Source organism: Vibrio sp. 378 (genome assembly GCF_033339435.1).
Window position 1 is genome coordinate 1 of the sequence record NZ_JAWOUO010000026.1, and the last position, 18,516, is coordinate 18,516.

The 18,516-nt window shown below is 41.4% G+C and carries 17 protein-coding genes; 7 read left to right on the top strand and 10 right to left on the bottom strand.

Annotated features, from left to right (window positions below):
• Positions 1-92 precede the first annotated feature (92 nt).
• Positions 93-1,022: a glycosyltransferase gene (locus tag R7Q48_RS23080; protein ID WP_213915865.1), complete on the top strand. Its 930-nt coding sequence runs from the start codon at positions 93-95 to the stop codon at positions 1,020-1,022.
• 58 nt (positions 1,023-1,080) lie between these two features.
• On the opposite strand, the gene R7Q48_RS23085 is transcribed toward R7Q48_RS23080, so the two are convergent.
• Entirely contained in the window at positions 1,081-2,331 is a 1,251-nt protein-coding gene (locus R7Q48_RS23085; protein ID WP_213915866.1) for a CDP-glycerol glycerophosphotransferase family protein, read from the bottom strand.
• Positions 2,332-2,502: 171 nt separating this feature from the next.
• On the opposite strand from R7Q48_RS23085, the gene R7Q48_RS23090 reads away from it, so the two are divergent.
• Positions 2,503-4,020, top strand: a complete 1,518-nt coding sequence (locus R7Q48_RS23090) for an asparagine synthetase B family protein (RefSeq protein ID WP_213867494.1) — start codon at positions 2,503-2,505, stop codon at positions 4,018-4,020.
• Complete coding sequence (locus R7Q48_RS23095) at positions 4,017-4,439, top strand: adenylyltransferase/cytidyltransferase family protein (protein WP_005379435.1); 423 nt, start codon at positions 4,017-4,019, stop codon at positions 4,437-4,439. The genes R7Q48_RS23090 and R7Q48_RS23095 overlap by 4 nt, the downstream gene beginning before the upstream one ends.
• A gap of 57 nt (positions 4,440-4,496) precedes the next feature.
• Here the strand turns inward: R7Q48_RS23095 and waaA are convergent, their stop codons facing one another.
• The 9 genes from waaA to R7Q48_RS23140 form a co-directional block, all read right to left on the bottom strand.
• Positions 4,497-5,756 (bottom strand): lipid IV(A) 3-deoxy-D-manno-octulosonic acid transferase, encoded by a 1,260-nt coding sequence (gene waaA, locus R7Q48_RS23100; RefSeq protein WP_256903437.1) that lies wholly within the window; start codon positions 5,754-5,756, stop codon positions 4,497-4,499.
• Positions 5,750-6,805, bottom strand: coding sequence for a lipopolysaccharide heptosyltransferase II (gene waaF, locus R7Q48_RS23105; RefSeq protein ID WP_256903436.1), 1,056 nt, complete (start codon positions 6,803-6,805; stop codon positions 5,750-5,752). Before waaF ends, waaA begins: the two co-directional genes overlap by 7 nt.
• The gene (locus tag R7Q48_RS23110) at positions 6,802-7,524 is read right to left on the bottom strand and encodes a glycosyltransferase family 25 protein (protein WP_053807624.1); all 723 of its coding nucleotides are present in this window, start codon (positions 7,522-7,524) and stop codon (positions 6,802-6,804) included. The genes waaF and R7Q48_RS23110 overlap by 4 nt, the downstream gene beginning before the upstream one ends.
• The gene (gene lpxM, locus R7Q48_RS23115; protein WP_017634970.1) at positions 7,521-8,507 is read right to left on the bottom strand and encodes a lauroyl-Kdo(2)-lipid IV(A) myristoyltransferase; all 987 of its coding nucleotides are present in this window, start codon (positions 8,505-8,507) and stop codon (positions 7,521-7,523) included. Before lpxM ends, R7Q48_RS23110 begins: the two co-directional genes overlap by 4 nt.
• A 127-nt stretch (positions 8,508-8,634) precedes the next feature.
• Complete coding sequence (rfaD, locus tag R7Q48_RS23120) at positions 8,635-9,576, bottom strand: ADP-glyceromanno-heptose 6-epimerase (RefSeq protein WP_017634969.1); 942 nt, start codon at positions 9,574-9,576, stop codon at positions 8,635-8,637.
• Between the two features lie 148 nt (positions 9,577-9,724).
• Entirely contained in the window at positions 9,725-11,917 is a 2,193-nt protein-coding gene (locus R7Q48_RS23125; RefSeq protein ID WP_206970512.1) for a YjbH domain-containing protein, read from the bottom strand.
• Entirely contained in the window at positions 11,914-12,672 is a 759-nt protein-coding gene (locus tag R7Q48_RS23130) for a capsule biosynthesis GfcC family protein (protein WP_213892556.1), read from the bottom strand. Before R7Q48_RS23130 ends, R7Q48_RS23125 begins: the two co-directional genes overlap by 4 nt.
• Complete coding sequence (locus tag R7Q48_RS23135; protein ID WP_167415631.1) at positions 12,669-13,349, bottom strand: YjbF family lipoprotein; 681 nt, start codon at positions 13,347-13,349, stop codon at positions 12,669-12,671. Before R7Q48_RS23135 ends, R7Q48_RS23130 begins: the two co-directional genes overlap by 4 nt.
• A 69-nt stretch (positions 13,350-13,418) precedes the next feature.
• Positions 13,419-13,637, bottom strand: coding sequence for a hypothetical protein (locus R7Q48_RS23140; protein WP_031780921.1), 219 nt, complete (start codon positions 13,635-13,637; stop codon positions 13,419-13,421).
• A 403-nt stretch (positions 13,638-14,040) separates the two neighbouring features.
• Here R7Q48_RS23140 and R7Q48_RS23145 point away from each other — a divergent pair, with 403 nt between their 5' ends.
• From R7Q48_RS23145 to R7Q48_RS23160, 4 genes are all read left to right on the top strand, one after another.
• Positions 14,041-14,559: an outer membrane beta-barrel protein gene (locus R7Q48_RS23145; protein WP_017820722.1), complete on the top strand. Its 519-nt coding sequence runs from the start codon at positions 14,041-14,043 to the stop codon at positions 14,557-14,559.
• Between the two features lie 64 nt (positions 14,560-14,623).
• Positions 14,624-17,326, top strand: a complete 2,703-nt coding sequence (locus R7Q48_RS23150) for an SLBB domain-containing protein (protein ID WP_206970510.1) — start codon at positions 14,624-14,626, stop codon at positions 17,324-17,326.
• Between the two features lie 110 nt (positions 17,327-17,436).
• A complete protein-coding gene (locus R7Q48_RS23155; protein ID WP_238843754.1) occupies positions 17,437-18,420 on the top strand; it encodes a Wzz/FepE/Etk N-terminal domain-containing protein in 984 nt (327 codons plus the stop codon).
• 21 nt (positions 18,421-18,441) lie between these two features.
• The coding region (locus tag R7Q48_RS23160) for an NAD-dependent epimerase/dehydratase family protein (protein ID WP_139060373.1) at positions 18,442-18,516 on the top strand (75 nt) is incomplete at its 3' end.

An 18,516-nucleotide genomic window follows, 5' to 3' on the forward strand; every position in this document is an offset into this window, starting at 1 on the left:
GAAGTGCTGTCATTACCGATGTCGCCTTACTTGAGTGAGCAAGAGAGAAGTGTTGTGGTCGATGCAGTGAACTCTTTTGAGGCCTAAGAGTTATGCAAGGGCAGGTGCGAGTATTGGAAGACGTTGTCTACGTCTTCTTCTGCTACAAGCAATCAAGTTATCTCGATAAAACGCTTCCGGCGGCATTACATCAAACTGCATGGCCGAGCCAGTTGTTAGTATTGGACGATTGCTCTCCGGATGATAGCCATGAAAAGATTCTGTCGCTTTTAGAGTTTGCGCCAAAGGGATTGAATATTGAATATCGGCACAATGAACACAATATTGGTTTAGTTAGCCAAATCAACTCCTTGCGGGGACAGTATCAAGATAAGCTTATTATTGTACAAGCTGGCGATGATATAGCGATGCCGAACCGAGTTGAGGAAACTTATGAAGCCTGGTTGAAAAATGGTAAACCAAGCTTAATTATTGGTAGTTACGACAAAATTTCCGAGCAAGGCGATATCATTGAGCCATTTGAATCGATCAAGCAGAATAAAAAGCCTTACACACTCGAAAATATTATTAATAGAAAATGTGCAGTAGATGGCTGTTGCGCCGCTTTTACGTCTGATGTACTGAACGAGTTTGCTCCTTACAACAAAGATATCATCAATGAAGATCGCATCAATGTCCTTCGAGCCTTTTTGTTAAATGGTATTCATCATGAAAACAAAAAATGGATTCAATATCGAGTAGGTGGCATATCAACGTTCGCAAAAGAAACACGTGAAGAAAAATATAACAACACAGTTATCAACGCTCAGCGTGAGCTGCAAGATCTTAAAATGAACTTGCGAGATGCAGAGAGTAAAAACGCCACTAAAGTTGCGAGTGCGATTAAAAAGCGTATGTGTACCGCTGAGTTTATGGCATCTATCCCCTCAAGTAAGTTAGCATTTTATAGTTATGTATTACGTTATTTTTTTTATAGTGGTGATTTTGAAAATGCCTTAAAAGTAATAAGAAGGCTGAAATGATTTAGGTAGCTAGAGAATCTTTATAAAATATAGGGCTAACATGGTAGCCCTATATTGGTTAGCAATTTTTTAACTCTTCTTTTAAGTGATTCATTATACGCATTGTTGGCGTTAATTCTCTAAAGTGTATTGCTAATTCATTATCAAAGAATGTTCGATCTACTGGTGCTTTGTGATGGATTAAATCTATAAGAAAGTTCTCAATGTCCGAAGATGACTTTCCTTTAGTGCAACTATCGTATGCTTTATTACCAAATGGATTTTGGTAATTTCGTATACCATCATTTAATGCTAGATACATTACAGGTTTGTTTAAATACAAATATTCCGCAAGAAAGGAGCCACTATCATGAATCATAGCATCTGAAGTTTTAAATAGATCATAGTAATCTCCTTCTTCTAGTTGACTAAAGCTAGATTGCTCCCAAAACCTATAATATGTGTCCGTTTTTTCTTTTCCCCAATCTTTGTGTTTGTATAGCTTTTCTTTTAGCATCGGATGAGGTTTAAATGCCCACTGAATGTTTTTTTTGTACTTTTCTGAAAGTGATTGTATTTGTTGAGAAAAGCTTAAGAAGGTGCTGTAAGGAAGCTCTGGTGTGTCTATTGTATGATGAGGAGCAAAAATAACTCGTAGCTTATTAGAGTCCTGTTTCTTCCATGGTGAATTCACAACAAGCTCATTATTGATTAGTGGCTCTGTTGCAGGATAGCCGGTCACTAAGATGTTTCTACCTTTTAAGTCGGAATTTTTTTTAAAAATATCCACCTCATCAAAATGTGGGGCGAATATTTTCCACATCATATTATGAAATTGTTGGTTATATTGTTCTTTATAATTGTTGTATTTTGATATTTGATGAGAATATGGGATATAAATAGATAAATACTTACTATAAGCTTTAGAGTAATAATCTTTCTTTGTTATTTTATGTGGGTTTGTGAAAAAAATGATATCAATATCAAGAGTGTCAATGTCAATCCACGTAGATTTATTTTTATTATAAGAGCTGACAGTTGGGTAGCCTTTATTTTGGAAGAAATTAACATTTTTTTGTACATCTTGTATACAAGATACATCATCCTTTCCTGTGTAAGGACAGACAAAAATAAAGGGTTCGAAAAAGTCATCTTCCATCATTGCTCTGAAGACTGCGTCACATTTCCATACACTATGATGAAGAACAAAGAAGGCTACTCTTATTTTATTTTTCTTTTTTAGTTTTTTTAAACGTCGCTCATCGGCGAGTATGTTTAGTTGATACTTTACAGTTTGTCTCAATGTCTTGATCGACTTCTTTAATGGCATGGCCATAAACCTTTTACATACGACTTCAGTTTTGACTCCCCTATAACCAAACATTGTTCTAGTGTAAACTGCTAGGTTGATTATTGGGCTTAAACTAAGATGACAGCTCTTAGGCGATATGATGACATCTTGGTACAGTCAAAGCTACCTCAATTTGAAGTAAGGCAGAGTATGTGCGGTATTTTTATTTCTAATGATCCACGAGTGATCCAAGAGCACAGCAAAATCATTGAAGAATGCTTGCGATTTAGAGGGCCAGATTGTTCTTCTGGGTTAGTCGAGCATGGAGGGTGGAAAGCCTATCACTCTCGGCTTTCTATTATCGAACTAGGCTCGGGTAGTAATCAACCTGTTATTGATGCTCGAGGAGGTATACTAGTATTTAATGGTGAGATCCTTAACTACAAGGAGCTCGGTCAAAAGTACTTTGAAAAAGAGTACACGAGCGATACTACACTCTTAAGCGACCTTATTATCTCTGGGCATCTTATTGAGAACGAGTTGGACGGATTTTTCGCATTCGTTTACGTAAGTGCAGACGGAAAGCTGCAGCATGCGTGTCGGGATAAGTTTGGTGTTAAGCCTCTATTTTATCATCAATCTCCACACGGTATTTCATTTTCTTCTGAGCCTAATGTATTGAAGGCGCTTTTTGACTTACCTGTGAACCCTCTAGCTATTGAAGAGTATCATGCAGCTCGTGCGCCCATTTTTAGTGGCTCATATTTCAAAGAAGTATCAACTGTTGAACCTGGTTCATGCTTTGTCAATGGGTGCTATTTTGAAAGCTTAAACTTCTTTCAACAATATGAAGATGTATCGCAAGAGCAATTAGAAAAAGCAGTTAGAGATGGCATCAATAGTCGATTAGTTTCAGATGCTAAGGTTGGCCTTCTAATGAGTAGAGGCATTGACAGTAATTTGATTCATCAACTAACTGATATTGAGAAACTATACACTATTGGTTTTAAAGGTGATGATGATATCACTTTTCTTCAAGAGCAAAATATTCCTAACCTAACCGTTCATGAATGTGGAGCAAATGAGTACAAACGCTGTTTTGACGAGTTAATTGCTCTAAGAGGTGAACCAATGTCTGTGCCTAATGAGGTTCTTCTGTATCGTATCTCCCAAATTGCTGCTCAGGATGGAGTTAAGGTGCTTCTTTCGGGCGAAGGTGCGGATGAATTCTTTGGTGGGTATGACCGTATATTTAATTGGGCTGCGGAATGTGAGAGTTTTTCACTCGATACATTTTTAGAGTTTTACTGCTATAAGGTCCCAAGACAAGACACTACGACTTATCGAGAGTTCTCTGAATTATTTGCCAGATTGGATCATTTAACTCCTTTTGAAAAAGTACGATACTTTTTTATTAAGTATCATATGCCAGTTTTGTTTAGGCGGTTAGATTTTGCTTTAATGGCTGCTGGAATTGAAGGGCGAGATCCTATTGCCAATTATCATGTATTCGAAGCCGCAATCAAATTCAGTGCTGGTAGACTAATGAATGGTTCACTGGGGAAGCTACCTCTACGTGAGTTAATTGCTCCACTTAAAGGAAAAAGCTTTGCGTATGAGAGAAAAGTTGGCTTTCCTGTTGATCTTACAAAGGTTTTTGACAACCCGAACTTATTATCTTCTTATGAATTGTGGTTTGAAGAAAATTTAAAGGTATTGATGAAATGATTATCGGTTATACAAGTGGCGTATATGATCTATTTCATGTTGGCCACGTGAATTTATTACGTAACGCAAAAGCCATGTGCGACAAGTTAGTGGTAGGAGTTACGATTGATGAGTTGGTCGCATATAAAGGTAAGCAACCAGTAATACCATACCATGAGCGGATAGAGGTTGTACGTTCTTGCAAGTATGTTGATGTAGCTATACCTCAAAAAGATATGGATAAAGCCTCTGCAGCGAGAAAGAATCATGCGAGTTATCTATTCGTAGGAGATGATTGGTATGAAACTTCTAAATGGCAGGAACACGAGAAAGATTTAGCTGCTGTAGGTTGTAAGGTTATTTATTTCCCTTACACTGAAGGAACCTCTAGCACCCTAATCAATGAGACCCTAACTTCGCTTCGTAGTGAACGAAAGTAGTAGTTATTTCTAATTTTTAAAAGCCAAAAATTCAATTTTGGCTTTTAAAGTTCGGATTCATAGTTTATCGGTAGTTCTTTTTAAAGCACCTTGGTTTCTTTTTGCATAGTGACAGGCCTTTATCTCATAGAGTTCACTTAAGGATGGTTGTGAAAGAAGGGATGTTAGATGCTTAGCCAAGTCGGTTGTATCACTGGCTAGTAATATCCCATCTATATCCAATAAGTCAGATACAATCTCCTTAAAGTTGAAATAGCTAGGGCCAGTGATTATGACTTTTTCTAACATGGCAGGCTCTAGCACATTGTGCCCACCAACCTTATCTCCAATTAGGCTACCGCCCATAAAGCAGATATCCGCTGCACCCATCAACGTTAGCATCTCACCCATAGTATCGCCGAGATATACTTGAGTATTCGTCTCTACTGCATGAGTTGAAGTGCGACGCACAGTGTTAAAGCCTTGCTGTTGGCAAAGCGTGAATACATCATCAAATCGTTCTGGATGGCGAGGAACCAAAACGAGTAAAGCATTTGGATGAGATTTTAAAACTTGTCTATGTGCATCTAATACCTGTTCGTCCTCGCCTTTGTGGGTGCTAGCTGCAATCCAAATCGGACGATCGTTTCCAAGTTGGGCTCGAAGCTGCTGTCCTTGCTGTTTCACTTGCTCTGATATTTGAATATCGAACTTAATCGAGCCAGTAACGGATAGTTTCTTTTTCTTAACGCCTAAGCGTTCGAAGCGCTCTGCATCTGAATCCGTTTGGCAGAGTACTTGAGTTAGGCATGGATGAAGCTGGTTAAAAAGCCGCTGTATTTTAGCGTAGTTCTGACACGATTTTTCAGATAGGCGCGCATTCACGACAGTTATAGGGATACCCGCTTTGTGAACATTGTGAAGCGTGTTTGGCCACAGCTCAGTCTCGATGATCAACATTTGTTTTGGTTGTACTGCTTTAAGAAAACCTTTGATAGCAAAACCAAAGTCAATTGGCATATAGCGGTGTTCAATTAAATCACCCAACTTAGCAATCTGTTCAGCTCCGGTACTTGTTGTTGTAGTAACTAGAATAGATTGTTCGGGGTTTTGTTCCTTAAGGGCTTTGATTAAAGGTGTTGCTGCTATGCTTTCACCAACAGATACAGCATGTATCCAAATAGGTTTGTCGTTGCTTTTTAGCTTGGGAGTGATACCAAAGTGCTCTTTCCAGCGAGAGCCGAACTTAGGCTTATTTGGTTTGCTCTTGTACAAACCAAATAAAAGCAGCGGTGACGCTAGGGCGAGTAGTAAGGTATAAACAATACGAACTAACATGAGCTTATCGTAATGGCGTCAAGTTTTTGGATACTATCTAGCACTTGCTTAGGCGAAAGTTCTGTCAAGCACTTAAGGTGTTTGTACTGACATTCACGTTGGAAACAAGGGCGACAATCAATATCGGTATGAACAATCTCCACTTTTTCTGCGAGTGGGGGGGTGTACTTCGGTGAAGTTGAGCCATACACTGCAACAACATTACAACCAACTGCAGCCGCCACATGCATTAAGCCTGAGTCATTCGCGACAACAGTCTTACATGCAGCAAGTAAGTCGACTGCTTCAATTAAGCTGGTTTGGCCTGCCAGAACATGAATGTATTCATGGAATTGCGTCGGAACAAGTGCGCGAATATTGTTACAAGTCTCCAAGTCCTTTTGAGAACCAAACAACCAGATTTGATGCCCAGATCGAGCCATTTGCGTCGCAACTTCAGCGTAGTGTGTTTCGGGCCATTTTTTGGCGGGACCAAACTCTGCTCCTGGGCACAGTCCGATAATTGGTTGATCTTGGGCTAAGTTGAACTTTTTGATCGTGGCTTGTTGCTCTGCCGCGTTGATTGCAAGGCGTGGGCGAGGTAAAGTTTCAAGCCCGCCAAGAGAGTTAGAATCCACCATTTCTGCTTTTGGATAAGCTAACGCTACATAGCGCTCTACCATATACTGAAAAGACTTCATGTTGGGGCGTAAGTCATTCAATAAACCATAGCGCATTTCTCCCTTCCAGCCAGTACGAAGAGGAATGTTGGCAAACCATGGGATCAGTGCTGATTTCGCTGATTTAGGCAAGATATAGGCGTGGTCATATTGCTTTTCACGTAATGATTTGCCAATTTCCCTGCGGCCTAATAAGTTAAACTCACCATGACCGATAGGCATTTCAATCGCTTGATGGATTTCTGGCATACGCTCAAGAATCGGTTTACACCATCCTGGAGCGATAACGTCAATTTGGCTATCTGGATGGCGTTGCTTTAATACGATATATAACGATTGCGACATTACCATATCGCCGACCCATGCAGGGCCAATGACTAAAATCTTCATGCTTTGTTTTTCCAGTATAGGAATTTCAAAATTGACTCATAAGTTCTAAAAAGTTCAGCGTATATTTTATTCGCAAGAGTCATTTTGGATTTATCTTTTCTTTTACCACCAATCGTCGAAGCAATCTCTGCTCTAGTAAAGAGATCTGGAGACACGCTGTAAACTTGAACACCATGTCTCCATGGTTTTTCCATGTAGTCATCGACTGGTTCAATAAACTCTTGAGCATGCATAACAAACTTTGAGGCTGCTTTAGGTGTGACGATATAAGCGGTGGTACCACAAGTGCCTGCTGAGTATCCCCCTAGCATATGATTATCATCAATAGGTACGATTGGGGTGAATACACGCTTCTGAGTGGCAGACAACTTGATGTAGTCATAATTAGAAGTCAATGGAAGGGTATGTTCGAGTACTTGCTTCAGCCCTTCTACGGGGTCGACGTTGTCTTCTAAGATGACGATCGGTTCATCAAGCTCAACACAGCGAACCCACAACTCGTAATGGCTTGCAAAACAGGCGACTTCACTGGTTTTTAATTGATACCCTTTGCGGCGTAGAGTAATGGTAGGACGACTTTTTTCTGAATGAAGAAAACGGTCAACAGAGCCATCTACTGCATCAAAAAATTCAAACGTAATGCCTTGTTGTTTTAACTTTTCTTCAATACGTTCTCGGCGATCTAGCGATCGAGCCAAGCTTACGACAAATACTTTCACTGCACTTTCCAGTCGCTGTTATATCTTGGTTTAAACAAATTGTAATAGTTATTGCCGTCTTCTTGAGAGTGCAGCAACTGTAGTACCCACATATATTGTTCGGGTTTATCACCGACAAAATATTCAATGGCTTCATTACAGGTACGAGCGTCTTGCTCTTCGCCTTTATCCAGCTCAAACGCTGGTAAAATCTCAATATCAAACGTACCATCTTCAGTGTTCATCGACGCAAATAGAGGCAGTACTTTTGAGCGTGATAGTTTCGCAATTTTGCCTAAACCAGGTAGCGTTGCTTTACGTGTTGCAAAAAAATCCACAAACACACTATGCTCTGGGCCGTGATCTTGATCGGGTAGGTAATACCCTACATAGCCATCTCGAATGGATTTCAGGAAAGGCTTAATGCCACCTGAGCGTTCATAAACACGGCCACCGTATTGGACTCTTTGCTTGTGCATTAGCCAGTCAGCAACATCATTCTTTTGTTTCTTCGCCATTGCAGAAACTGGCATTCCCATTGACGCGAGCAAGATAGCAGGCACATCAATTGCCCAAGAGTGGGGAACCATTAAAATCACATTTTCGTTGTTATCAATGTGCTGTCGTAAAATGTCTAGGCCGCGAATTTGGCAACGGTTCTGAAGCCATTTTGGTGAGCGTAAACTTAGTAACCCGAAGCGAAAAAAGAACATGGCTGCTGTGTAGAGTGTTTTTTCTATCAAAGCTTCACGTTCTTGGAACGACTTTTCCGGAAAACACAGCTCAAAGTTAACCCTCGCTCGGTGAGCTGGCCCCTTGTGGGATTTCGACAGTTTTTTGGCTATGGTTTTCGCCAACCACTTTTGTAAACCCAGTGGCATTAATGATAAAGGTAAAAATAAGATAACACCTAACCACGTGCCCCAGTACTTAGGCGACAGAAAGTGGCGCTTAAACTCAGGGTTATATGCTTTAGGGTCGAAGTCATCACGTTTTATGGTCATGGCGTGTCTAGTTACCTATTCGTGTACGGGCGAAGTGGTTTAAATGAGAAAAAAGATAGTTAGGAATGATACAGGCTATTGCATTTGAGTAAAGGTGGCAGGTTATGGTTCTACCACCTTGTGGTGCTTAACTGTTTTGGATAGTCAAGTATTCGGCAACGCCTTCTGCAACTGTCTTGAATTCAACATCACAGCCTGCGGTGCGCAGTTTGGTCAGATCCGCTTGTGTGAATTCTTGGTAAGCGCCTTTTAGGTGCTCAGGGAATGGGATGGTTTCAATTTGGCCTTTGCCATGATGCTTGATAACTGCTTTTGCTACCTCTTCAAAAGATTCAGCACGGCCAGTACCACAGTTAAAAATGCCTGATACGCCGTTTTCTAAGAACCACAGGTTTACTTTACAGACATCACCAACGTAAACAAAGTCGCGTTTGAATGATTCGCTGCCCGCGAACAATTTAGGATTTTCACCTGCGTTAAGTTGGTTGTTTAGGTGGAACGCAACTGATGCCATGCTACCTTTGTGGTCTTCACGTGGGCCATATACGTTGAAGTAGCGGAAGCCAGTGATTTGAGAAAGGGTCTCACCATGTTCTTCAGCGTCTTGCCATAGGCGACGAACGTAGTTATCAAACTGCTGTTTCGAGTAACCGTATACATTCAGTGCGCCTTCGTATTCGCGTTCTTCAACGAAAGTATCTGTATCGCCGTAAGTGGCTGCTGAAGAAGCGTATAGGAATGGAATCTCGCGATCTAAACAGTAATGAAGCAGCTCTTTAGAGTACTCGTAGTTGTTTAGCATCATGTACTTACCATCCCACTCAGTCGTTGCAGAGCAAGCACCTTCGTGGAAAATTGCCTCAATCGGACCAAAATCATCGCCCGCCATAATTTGGGTCAGAAAGTCGTCACGATCCATGTAATCTGTGATGTCCAGATCAACTAAGTTCTTAAACTTTTTGCCATTTTTTAGGTTGTCGACAACCAGGATATCGTTAATACCAGCTTCGTTTAGTGCTTTAACAATGTTGCTGCCGATCATGCCAGCGCCACCAGTTACGATGATCATAGAACTTCCACCATAGATTAAAATTTTCTCAGGAATTCTAGCAAGAAACGAAAAGTAGCGCTATTGGAAGCAGGAAGATAGGTTTGAGTCTTCTATGACTCAGTATCTAGATATGAAAAAGGGAGCCGCAGCTCCCTTGATTACTTTATTATTCCACATCCGAACGGTTAGGTCTTTGATACCAAGGATTTCGCTCATCGGTCAACTCAATCAAGCTGTATTTACGTCCGAGTTTCTGTCCTCCGTCACGAGTAAGAGGCTGCCAACTAAAGTTCGCACGATTGTTGCTTGGCTTAACGGTCATGATGTCAAATGGAATCGACAAGTAGAAACCTTTGGTAAAGCTACCTTCACCAAATTCATCCGCAGACAAGTCTGTAAATGACGCAAAGGCACCAGCAATTACGCCACTCTTGAACTGCTTAGAAACGTTGATTTGTGTACCAACATCACCAGCTAGGAACTGACCAACATCGACTTGGATCATCAAATCTTGTAGGAATTCCCATTGAGGGTAGTAGTAACCAGATACAAAACCAGTGAAGCCTTTATCAATAACTTGGAACGGACGTCCATATTCTGGCACGTTTTGCCATTTCTCATCGTAAACACCGAAGTAACTTTGTGGATCACGTTGAGAAATTACGTTGACGTCAGCGCCAATCGCCCAGTTAGCTCCTTGTGGACGGTAAAGAAACTCGGTACCGACTCCAGCAAACATACTCTCCAGATAGCCCGCGTAGAATTGCTGATCCATCGTATCGGAATACTCTTGGAACCAAGTCAATTGTAAGTTTGACATGGTTACAGCATGTTCATTTTGGTAAGCGCGGAACATGGTGCGAACACGAGGAACAGTAGTGCCATCAGGTGGAGTGACATAAATAAACTTATCGTAGTTGTTATACCAATCCCAGTATAACGAACCGCCAATTTCAAGGTTGTCCGTCAGCCAATATGAGGCATTACCGCTTAGCCCTACACTAAAGAGATAGAAATCTTCAGCGTTTCCGAGAGTTTGAACTAGTTTAGGTGCAAAGCCCCAATCAAAACGTTCAAAACCATCGTAGACAGATTCTCCCATTGGCTTAGTAGTAGCCCTTGAGGTTGCATCTTCTATTTTCGGATTGATGTAATTAACTTGGGCAAAGTCGCGATATTTCTCTTTGGAAATAATCGTTTGTTCGCCGACTAAGCCTCGGCTACGTTCATTGATCGCGTAGGTATCAATATCGTCAGGCATTTCATTATGGAGTACAGCTGCCGCTTTTTCGTGTGCCTCTGTACGGTCACGATATTTTTTCTGCTCACCAACGACAGTTACTGTATTGTTATCAACATAAACACGCGTGTTTCGATAGCCAGCAATTTTGTCTAAATCTTCTGTCACACGTTCCCAATCAACATCAGACAGTTCTTTGGGTTGGTTATCTTCCACTTCTGGGGTTGGTGTGTCTCGCCAGAATGATGGCATGTCATTGAAATTAGTGTTTAGCGTTAAGCCTGCTACTAAAGTATCGCCGCGTTCATAACTTAAACGAAAATCGGCCATGCCTAGACGATAGAGAACACCAAAGTTCCATGGTGTGTGGGGAGACATATCTACACCGGCCTGAACAACTGGGTAGTCTGTGCTGTAATCGTTACCGTCATATTCAAGCTTGAAGCGAAGTGGTTTATGAAGAGTTTGATATTCAATACCACCAAAAAGTGCAGCAGGGCCTTTAAAGGCTCTATCGAAGTTAGTTGTTCCTCCTGTAGATAGAAATTCGGAAGGCCTATCACAGAATTTGTCTGATGCTTTACAAAAAGGATTTGTGACCGTATCTCTAGTTCCCAGGTAGCCCCAGCCCATACCCAAAGTAAAATCAAAAGTACCTAATTTCGAATTAGAATATCGTTTTGTCGCTGCAATAAACTCAGCATCAAAAAGGCCTGTACCAGCAAAGTCTCTCACTCCTAGGGCAATTTCTGGCATGTATTCAGATTCTTCCCATAATCTAAATTTAAAATCTATCCCCTTGTCTGTATATTCATTGTCAACATCGGGGAAGGATGACGAATAAGGAAGATCGTGGACTCGTGTGTACCGGATGGTTGTTTCTAACCACGGCATGAGTTGCAGAGTCACATTGTAAAAAAGGTACTCATCACTACCTGTTACAGAAAAGTTGAATTCCCCTTCAGGAGCCATACGTCCGGTTGGCATCTGCATTAAACCAACACCACCAAAATCAGATTGAGAAGGCTGTAACGAGGGAGCCTCAAAGGGTATATCTTGAGCCCAAACCAATGCAGGGCCCATTAAAGAAAGGGTTAAGCTTTTTCTAATTGGCATCATTGTGGTCTCTTTTTGGAATTTGGTATCAATTGAGTGAGTAGGCGGATAATATCTTGGTCCATTTCGGAGTATTCAAGATCACCAAACGGAATATATACCAATGTCAGAGGCGGTAAGTAATATTGTGCTGTTAACCAAGCTCCATGATGTGGCTTAACTACGTGACCATCTGGGTAGATCAACACTGGTGGTGTTGATAATGCACCAATGCTACTTTTCAAGTTCTCTATTTGTTTCTGCAAAGGGATGCCTGCTTGCTCTTTAATAGAATACACGCTATTTAGGTTTCCCAAGAAATACACTTTCTCTTCGCGCAGAGGGCTTGCGAGCAGGAAATTGCCGCGCAACAGTGGGTTGTCGAATTTATTTAGTCGAATTTTATCAACATCTATCGCAGACAGTAAACGCGGTGCAAAGCTTTGCTGCTGAATGAACTTGTAGAATGGATGTGCGACCAAATTGTGTTGAATCATTTGATTGAGCACTGAGTTCTTTAAAGCGGTAGAAGTTTTCTCGGCGCGTTCCGATTTATCAAACAAAGTGGTACCAAGAGAGTATTGCAGAGAGACGCTTTGCTCCCTAGCAAGTGCTAACACATTTTCTAAACGAGCCGGCCCTTGAAATTGTAGCCGTTTGCCTGCTTCTAGCAATTCAACATTTAATGGTTGCATAGCAGAGGTTTCTGTTTGAGCGAAGCTAGGCATGCTCAAAAGCGGCATGACCAAACCGAATAATGTGAGTAGTTGCTTGCTCATGATTTGCTATATCCCTTCAAAATGGTTAACTCAACCGGAATCATATTTGGCCCTAGGTGTTGTAAGGTTTTAACGACCTGACCCTGTTCATTGACCCAATAGTAGTTTTCGACCGATTGAGAAAGACTGCTAAACTCAACAACTTCTTTATATACGTTGGTCATAGTGCTAGAAATAGGTGTTGTTAACGTTTCTTGGCCTGAGTAAGAACGCGTTATATTTGCAGGAAAGCCATAACGGTATTGTGTTGCCCAATCGTATGAAAGTGTGTAGTTGACAGAGGTTGAGTCTAAAGAAAAATCTGGAACGTCACCGTAAACACCTGCTAAGTCCCCACTCTGTAGACCAATCGTTTTGACGATGTGCCCATTCTCTGTAACGATCATCGCTTTATCGGCGCTTACCCATTTCAGTTGTTTTTTGCCGCTGAGTTGGTTTTGTTCCGCAAAAGCTAAAACAACAAACACCTGTTTTTGATTTCCAAGTTTCAAATAGGCACTGGCATATGGAATAGCATTGATTTCTTCTGGTGTCATCTCGATATCAATGTAGTTACCGTAGGCTTCTTGGACGGTTGCTGAAACATCATTGAATTTCTGTGTGCAGCCAAAGAGTACAAGGAGTAGTGGAAGAATGAGGAGTTGGCGTATCCATTTAGGTATTCGGAAGATATTCATTATTCCCTCTTACAAATAAAATCGCCCTGAGTCATTCAGGGCGATTGGCTTCTGTTCTACAAAACGAAATTAGTTCGAAGTAGAAGTAGAAGTAGATGTTGAAGTAGATGTTGAGTCGCTATCTGACGCTGCAACTGCTACTACAGTTACTGCTGCTGCTGCGCCTACACCTACAGCTGTAGTGCCAGTTGCTGACGCAGAAGCTGTGCCTGTTGAGCCTGCTTCTTCTGCTGCAAATGCAGTTGTTGCGCTTAGAGCCATAAGAATAGCTAGAGCTGTATTCTTCATTATTAATCCTTGTGTATCCGGTATAAAAACATCGATGTTTGGTAGCATAAAAATGCTCCAAATTATATTCTAGATAAAAAAGCCTTAGCATGTAAATAGTTTCTTATTTTGCCATGGCTTTCGATCTCATTTCTAACACCAGCGTGACATTGCGCGGTTATCTTGCTCCCTTGCTTGCTGATAAACTATCAAGAGTGCATAATTTGTCGGCCTATTTCCTCCAGAACTAGAGGTTTGGAGGAAATAGGTCGTTTTTACTTACACCATATAGAAAGCGATACAGTGGCTTACGCTCAACGCCTCAGGGCGGTAGCGTGCCAACTCTTCAGTATTTAATGGCCTGCATAGCACGCTTAACTTTGCTTTGGCAGCCCATATTATTACCAGTACTAGGGACTTTTACGTGATAAGAAAGCAGCATTGTTTGGGAATACTTGGTGCACTGGGCTTGAGCCTGAGTTCTTTTTCAGCGTCAGCCGATTTTTATGCTGGTGCGTTAGTGAGCTACTCAAATGCAGAATTGAAAAGCTCGTCTTCTGAGTCCGTAAAAGAGGGGAGTCCTTTCCTTCTTAGTGCGCAAGCAGGGTACTTCTTTAATGACTACATTGGTCTGGAAGGACGTTATGGGACATCAGTTCAACGTGACAGTGGTCTTGCCGTTGATAGCGCTTTGAGCGGCTTTGTTAAGTTGAATATGCCGGTTTCAGAGCGAGTTGCACTTTATGGTTTAGCTGGGTATTCAAGCGTTCAGCTTGATCTACAAAATGTAGGTTCTCACAAAGAACAAGGATTTAGTTTTGGGTTAGGTATGCACTACGCTTTAAATAACCAAAGCGCGGTGATATTTGAGTTCGTTGATAACGTCTCTGAAGACCAAGTTCGCCTTAACTCGATTACATTGGGTTTTCAGCACCGTTTCTAATTTAAATACCTAGAGCTCAAACTTGGGGCTAGGGTCTTTTATTCAATTATTATAGTGACATACCATGTTTAAAGGATATTTCTCTATTGCCGCTTTTATATTGGCAAGTACGTTTGCGTCTTATTCAATGGCACAAACACCCACTCCAGAACAAATGAAAATGTTTCAAAACCTACCCGCCGACCAACAAAAGGCCTTGGCGAGTAAGTATGGTTTCTCCATTCCTTCTAGTTCATCTTCAAACAAGTCTCCTTACGAAAATCCGCAAGTAATCCAACCTAGAACTGAAGCTAGTAGCGCTGTATCTTCCAATATCGAAGAACAATGGCTCAAAAAAGGTGAGCAGGGAGAGCTTAAACGCTTTGGTTTAGATCTTTTTGCTGGTTCTCCAAGCACCTTTGCTCCGATCAGTGATGTTCCTGTGCCAGCAAATTACACCGTGGGAGCAGGTGATGAAATCATTGTGCAGTTGTTTGGTAAGGAGAATGAAACGCATCGTTTACGCGTAAATCGTGCGGGCACAATCAACTTCCCCTCACTTGGGCCGGTAAATGTTGCTGGCATGCACTTTTCTGATGTTCGAGACTCTCTGACGCAACGTGTAAAAGAACAAATGATTGGTGTGCGCAGTGATATCTCATTGGGTGAATTACGCACCATGCAAGTGTTTGTAATGGGGGATGCATATAAGCCTGGTGCCTACACGGTTAGCGCATTAACGACAATTTCACAAGCTATTTATTACAGTGGCGGTTTTGGTGAAAGTGGGGCGCTGAGAGATATCCAGCTAAAGCGTGATGGTAAAATCATTCGTAAGTTGGATATGTATGACCTTTTACTAAAAGGTGATGCAAGTAATGATGTGCGCTTACTACCGGATGATGTTGTTTTAATTGGCTCTGTTAACGATACAGTGTCTATAGAAGGCGAAATCAACCGCCCTGCAATTTATGAAGTCAAGCAAGGTGAAACATACCAGCAACTTATTCAGATGGCTGGTGGTTTTACTGCGAATGCCCATGTCGAGCAATTGGAGATAAAACGCTACGCTTCACATGGCGCTCGTGAGGCTCTGACGCTTGATTTCAATAAAACGCAAGATCGACAGAGTAAAGTTAAAAATGGCGATGCCATCAAGATCTTGAAAAAAAGCGAAGAGCTTACTCGTTACGTACAGATAGAGGGAGATGTTCGTCATCCTGGCTATGTGGAATGGCGCAATGGTCTTCGTGTTGCTGATCTTTTCAAATCTGTTGACTCAGCTTTTAATTCTACAGCGGATGTTAACTATACGGTTGTGGTTAGAGAGATTAATCCGCAACGTGATATTGAAGTGTTCCAACTAAGCTTAGCCAACGCAATTCTATCACCAGGTAGCCAAGACAACCTCCAGTTACAATCACGAGATCGTATATTGGTTTTCAACCGCTTTAATAACGAAGACTTGGATACATTGGCAACACAAGAGGCTGTTGCAAAAGCAAAAACATTGGAGCAAGCGCAAGAGCAAGCTGAGCTGGAACAACAGAAAGAGCAAGAAGTGATGAGTTCTTCTGTTGCCGTTTCGCATTCAGCAAACGGTACGCTGAACAACCCGAGCACCACAGAGCAGGCGAAACCAGCTAAAATCATTTTCCGTGGTAAAGAGATTACAGAGGAAGACTTTGAAAAGCTGAAGCAAAATACTCGTCGCACTTTACTTGCCCCTGTGTTGTTACAACTTCAGCAACAGTCTCGTTTGGGGCTAGCCCCTCAAATTGCTGAAGTCTTTGGTGAAGTCAAGCACCCAGGGCGTTATCCGATTACTCCAAGAATGACGGTATCAACGCTTATTGAAGCAGCTGGTGGTTTGACTTACAACGCATTTACAATTAATGCAGAACTAGCACGAACTGCGATTAATAGTGCGGATGAACGTGCTTATATTGATGTTGAACGTATTGATCTGCGTAAAGCAATTCAAGGCAGTGCTTCAGACGATGCAGTTATCGTGGGGCGAGATCGTTTGAACATCTTAGAAAAGCCAAATGTGAAGCTACAAAGCACAGTCACTTTACAGGGTGAAGTTCGTTTCCCAGGAACCTATACCGTGCGTCAAGGTGAAACCTTAAGTGAGTTATTGGACCGAGCAGGTGGTCTCACAGAGTTTGCTCATCCTCAAGGAGCGATATTTACGCGTGAAGCATTGCGTTTACAAGAGCAGAAGCTTTTAAACCAATATGCAGCAGATATGCGCAAAGAAACCGCGAAGAAGACGTTCCGAGCCGATAGTAATATGGGCTCTGTAATTTCAGACCCAGAGAAAACGTTAGCGTTTGTAGAGGAAGCAAGTCGAAGCAAAGCACTTGGCCGTATGGTAGTACAGTTAAACCGTATTTTAAAAGGCGAGCGCTCAGCAGACTTTATGCTTGAGGACGGTGATTTCCTCTTCGTTCCAACTTTCCGAAACACAGTATCAATTATGGGAGAAGTTCAGGTTCCAATTACCTACTTGTTAGACAACAAACTTGATGTTGATGATTACTTGAACAAAGCGGGTGGAGCTAAGAAACAAGCGGACGAAGACCGTATTTTTGTAGTGCGTGCAGATGGTTCTGTTTACAAGCCTTCATCAGGTTATTGGTTCGGAAATAATAAAGAAGGGTTAAAAGCTGGCGATACTATCGTTGTACCAATTGACACTGACTATAGAGATGCACTAAGTACCTGGACAGCTGCGACACAGATCCTATATCAAACCGGTGTAGCGATTAACGCTCTTAAGTAATTTAAATAAGAGGGGCTGGTGGCAGCCCTATTTTTTAAAAAGGTGTTATTAAGATTGGAAATTAAAATTAGACTGAATTCAGCACTTTTGTATTCAGATAGAGCAGGCTTATGGATATAGATAGACACTCAAATTTAGCTCCTCACTCTTGTGTTCAATTTGAAAGCGAACGGTTTGATATTAGAGATATAATTAGGGCTTTTTGGCGTGATAAATGGATCGTCGTTATTGTTACGGCACTATTTGCGACTGGGGCCGTTTTGTTTTCGCTCAATTTACCAAACATCTACAGAGCTGATGTGTTACTTACCTCTTCAGAGTCCTCTGATGGTGGGAGTTTATCTAAAATGGCTGGCCAGCTTGGTGGATTAGCTGCACTTGCTGGAGTAAATCTAGGTGCAAATGAAAGTAGCCAAACAGAGCTTGCAATACAGGTTTTAAAGTCAAGAAAGTTTGTAGATTCATTCGTTAAAAAGCATGACCTCATTATCCCTTTGATGGCGACAAAAGGTTGGGATCTAGGTTCTAACACTTTGGTTATTGATGACAGTGTATACGATATGTCATCTAAAAGTTGGCTTAGGGTGCCTAAAGGGCTAGTGAGTAAAGAGCCGACGGCGCAAGAGATCTATAAGTATTTTATAACTGAAGTATTGAGCATTTCAGAAGATGCTGATTCAGGAATGTATAACCTTTCTGTAAAGCACTATTCTCCATATTTAGCCAAGCAATGGGCTGACTGGCTTATTGCTGATATTAATTTGGTGATGAGGGAAAGAAAGATAGATGAAGTCACAAAGAATTTAAGCTATTTACAGTCTCAGCTGAATAAAACTGCAGTGACGGATATGCAAACTACTTTTTACAAGCTGATTGAAGAGCAAACAAAAAGTTTAATGTTGGCCGAGGTACAAGATGAGTTTGTATTTAAGGTTATTGACCCTGCTGTCGTTCCGGAAAAAAAATTCGAGCCTAGGAGGGCCTTAATCTGTGTTTTAGGAACGTTAGTAGGTGGGATTATTAGTATTTTAATCGTATTAATTAGGTTTTCGTGGCAACGAAATTCTAATAATTATGCTTTGAAGACCAATTAACATCGAAAACGAGAATTCATAATGAAAATATTAGTAACCGGTGGAGCAGGCTTCATTGGGTCAGCTGTTGTCCGACATATCATTCGTGACACCCAA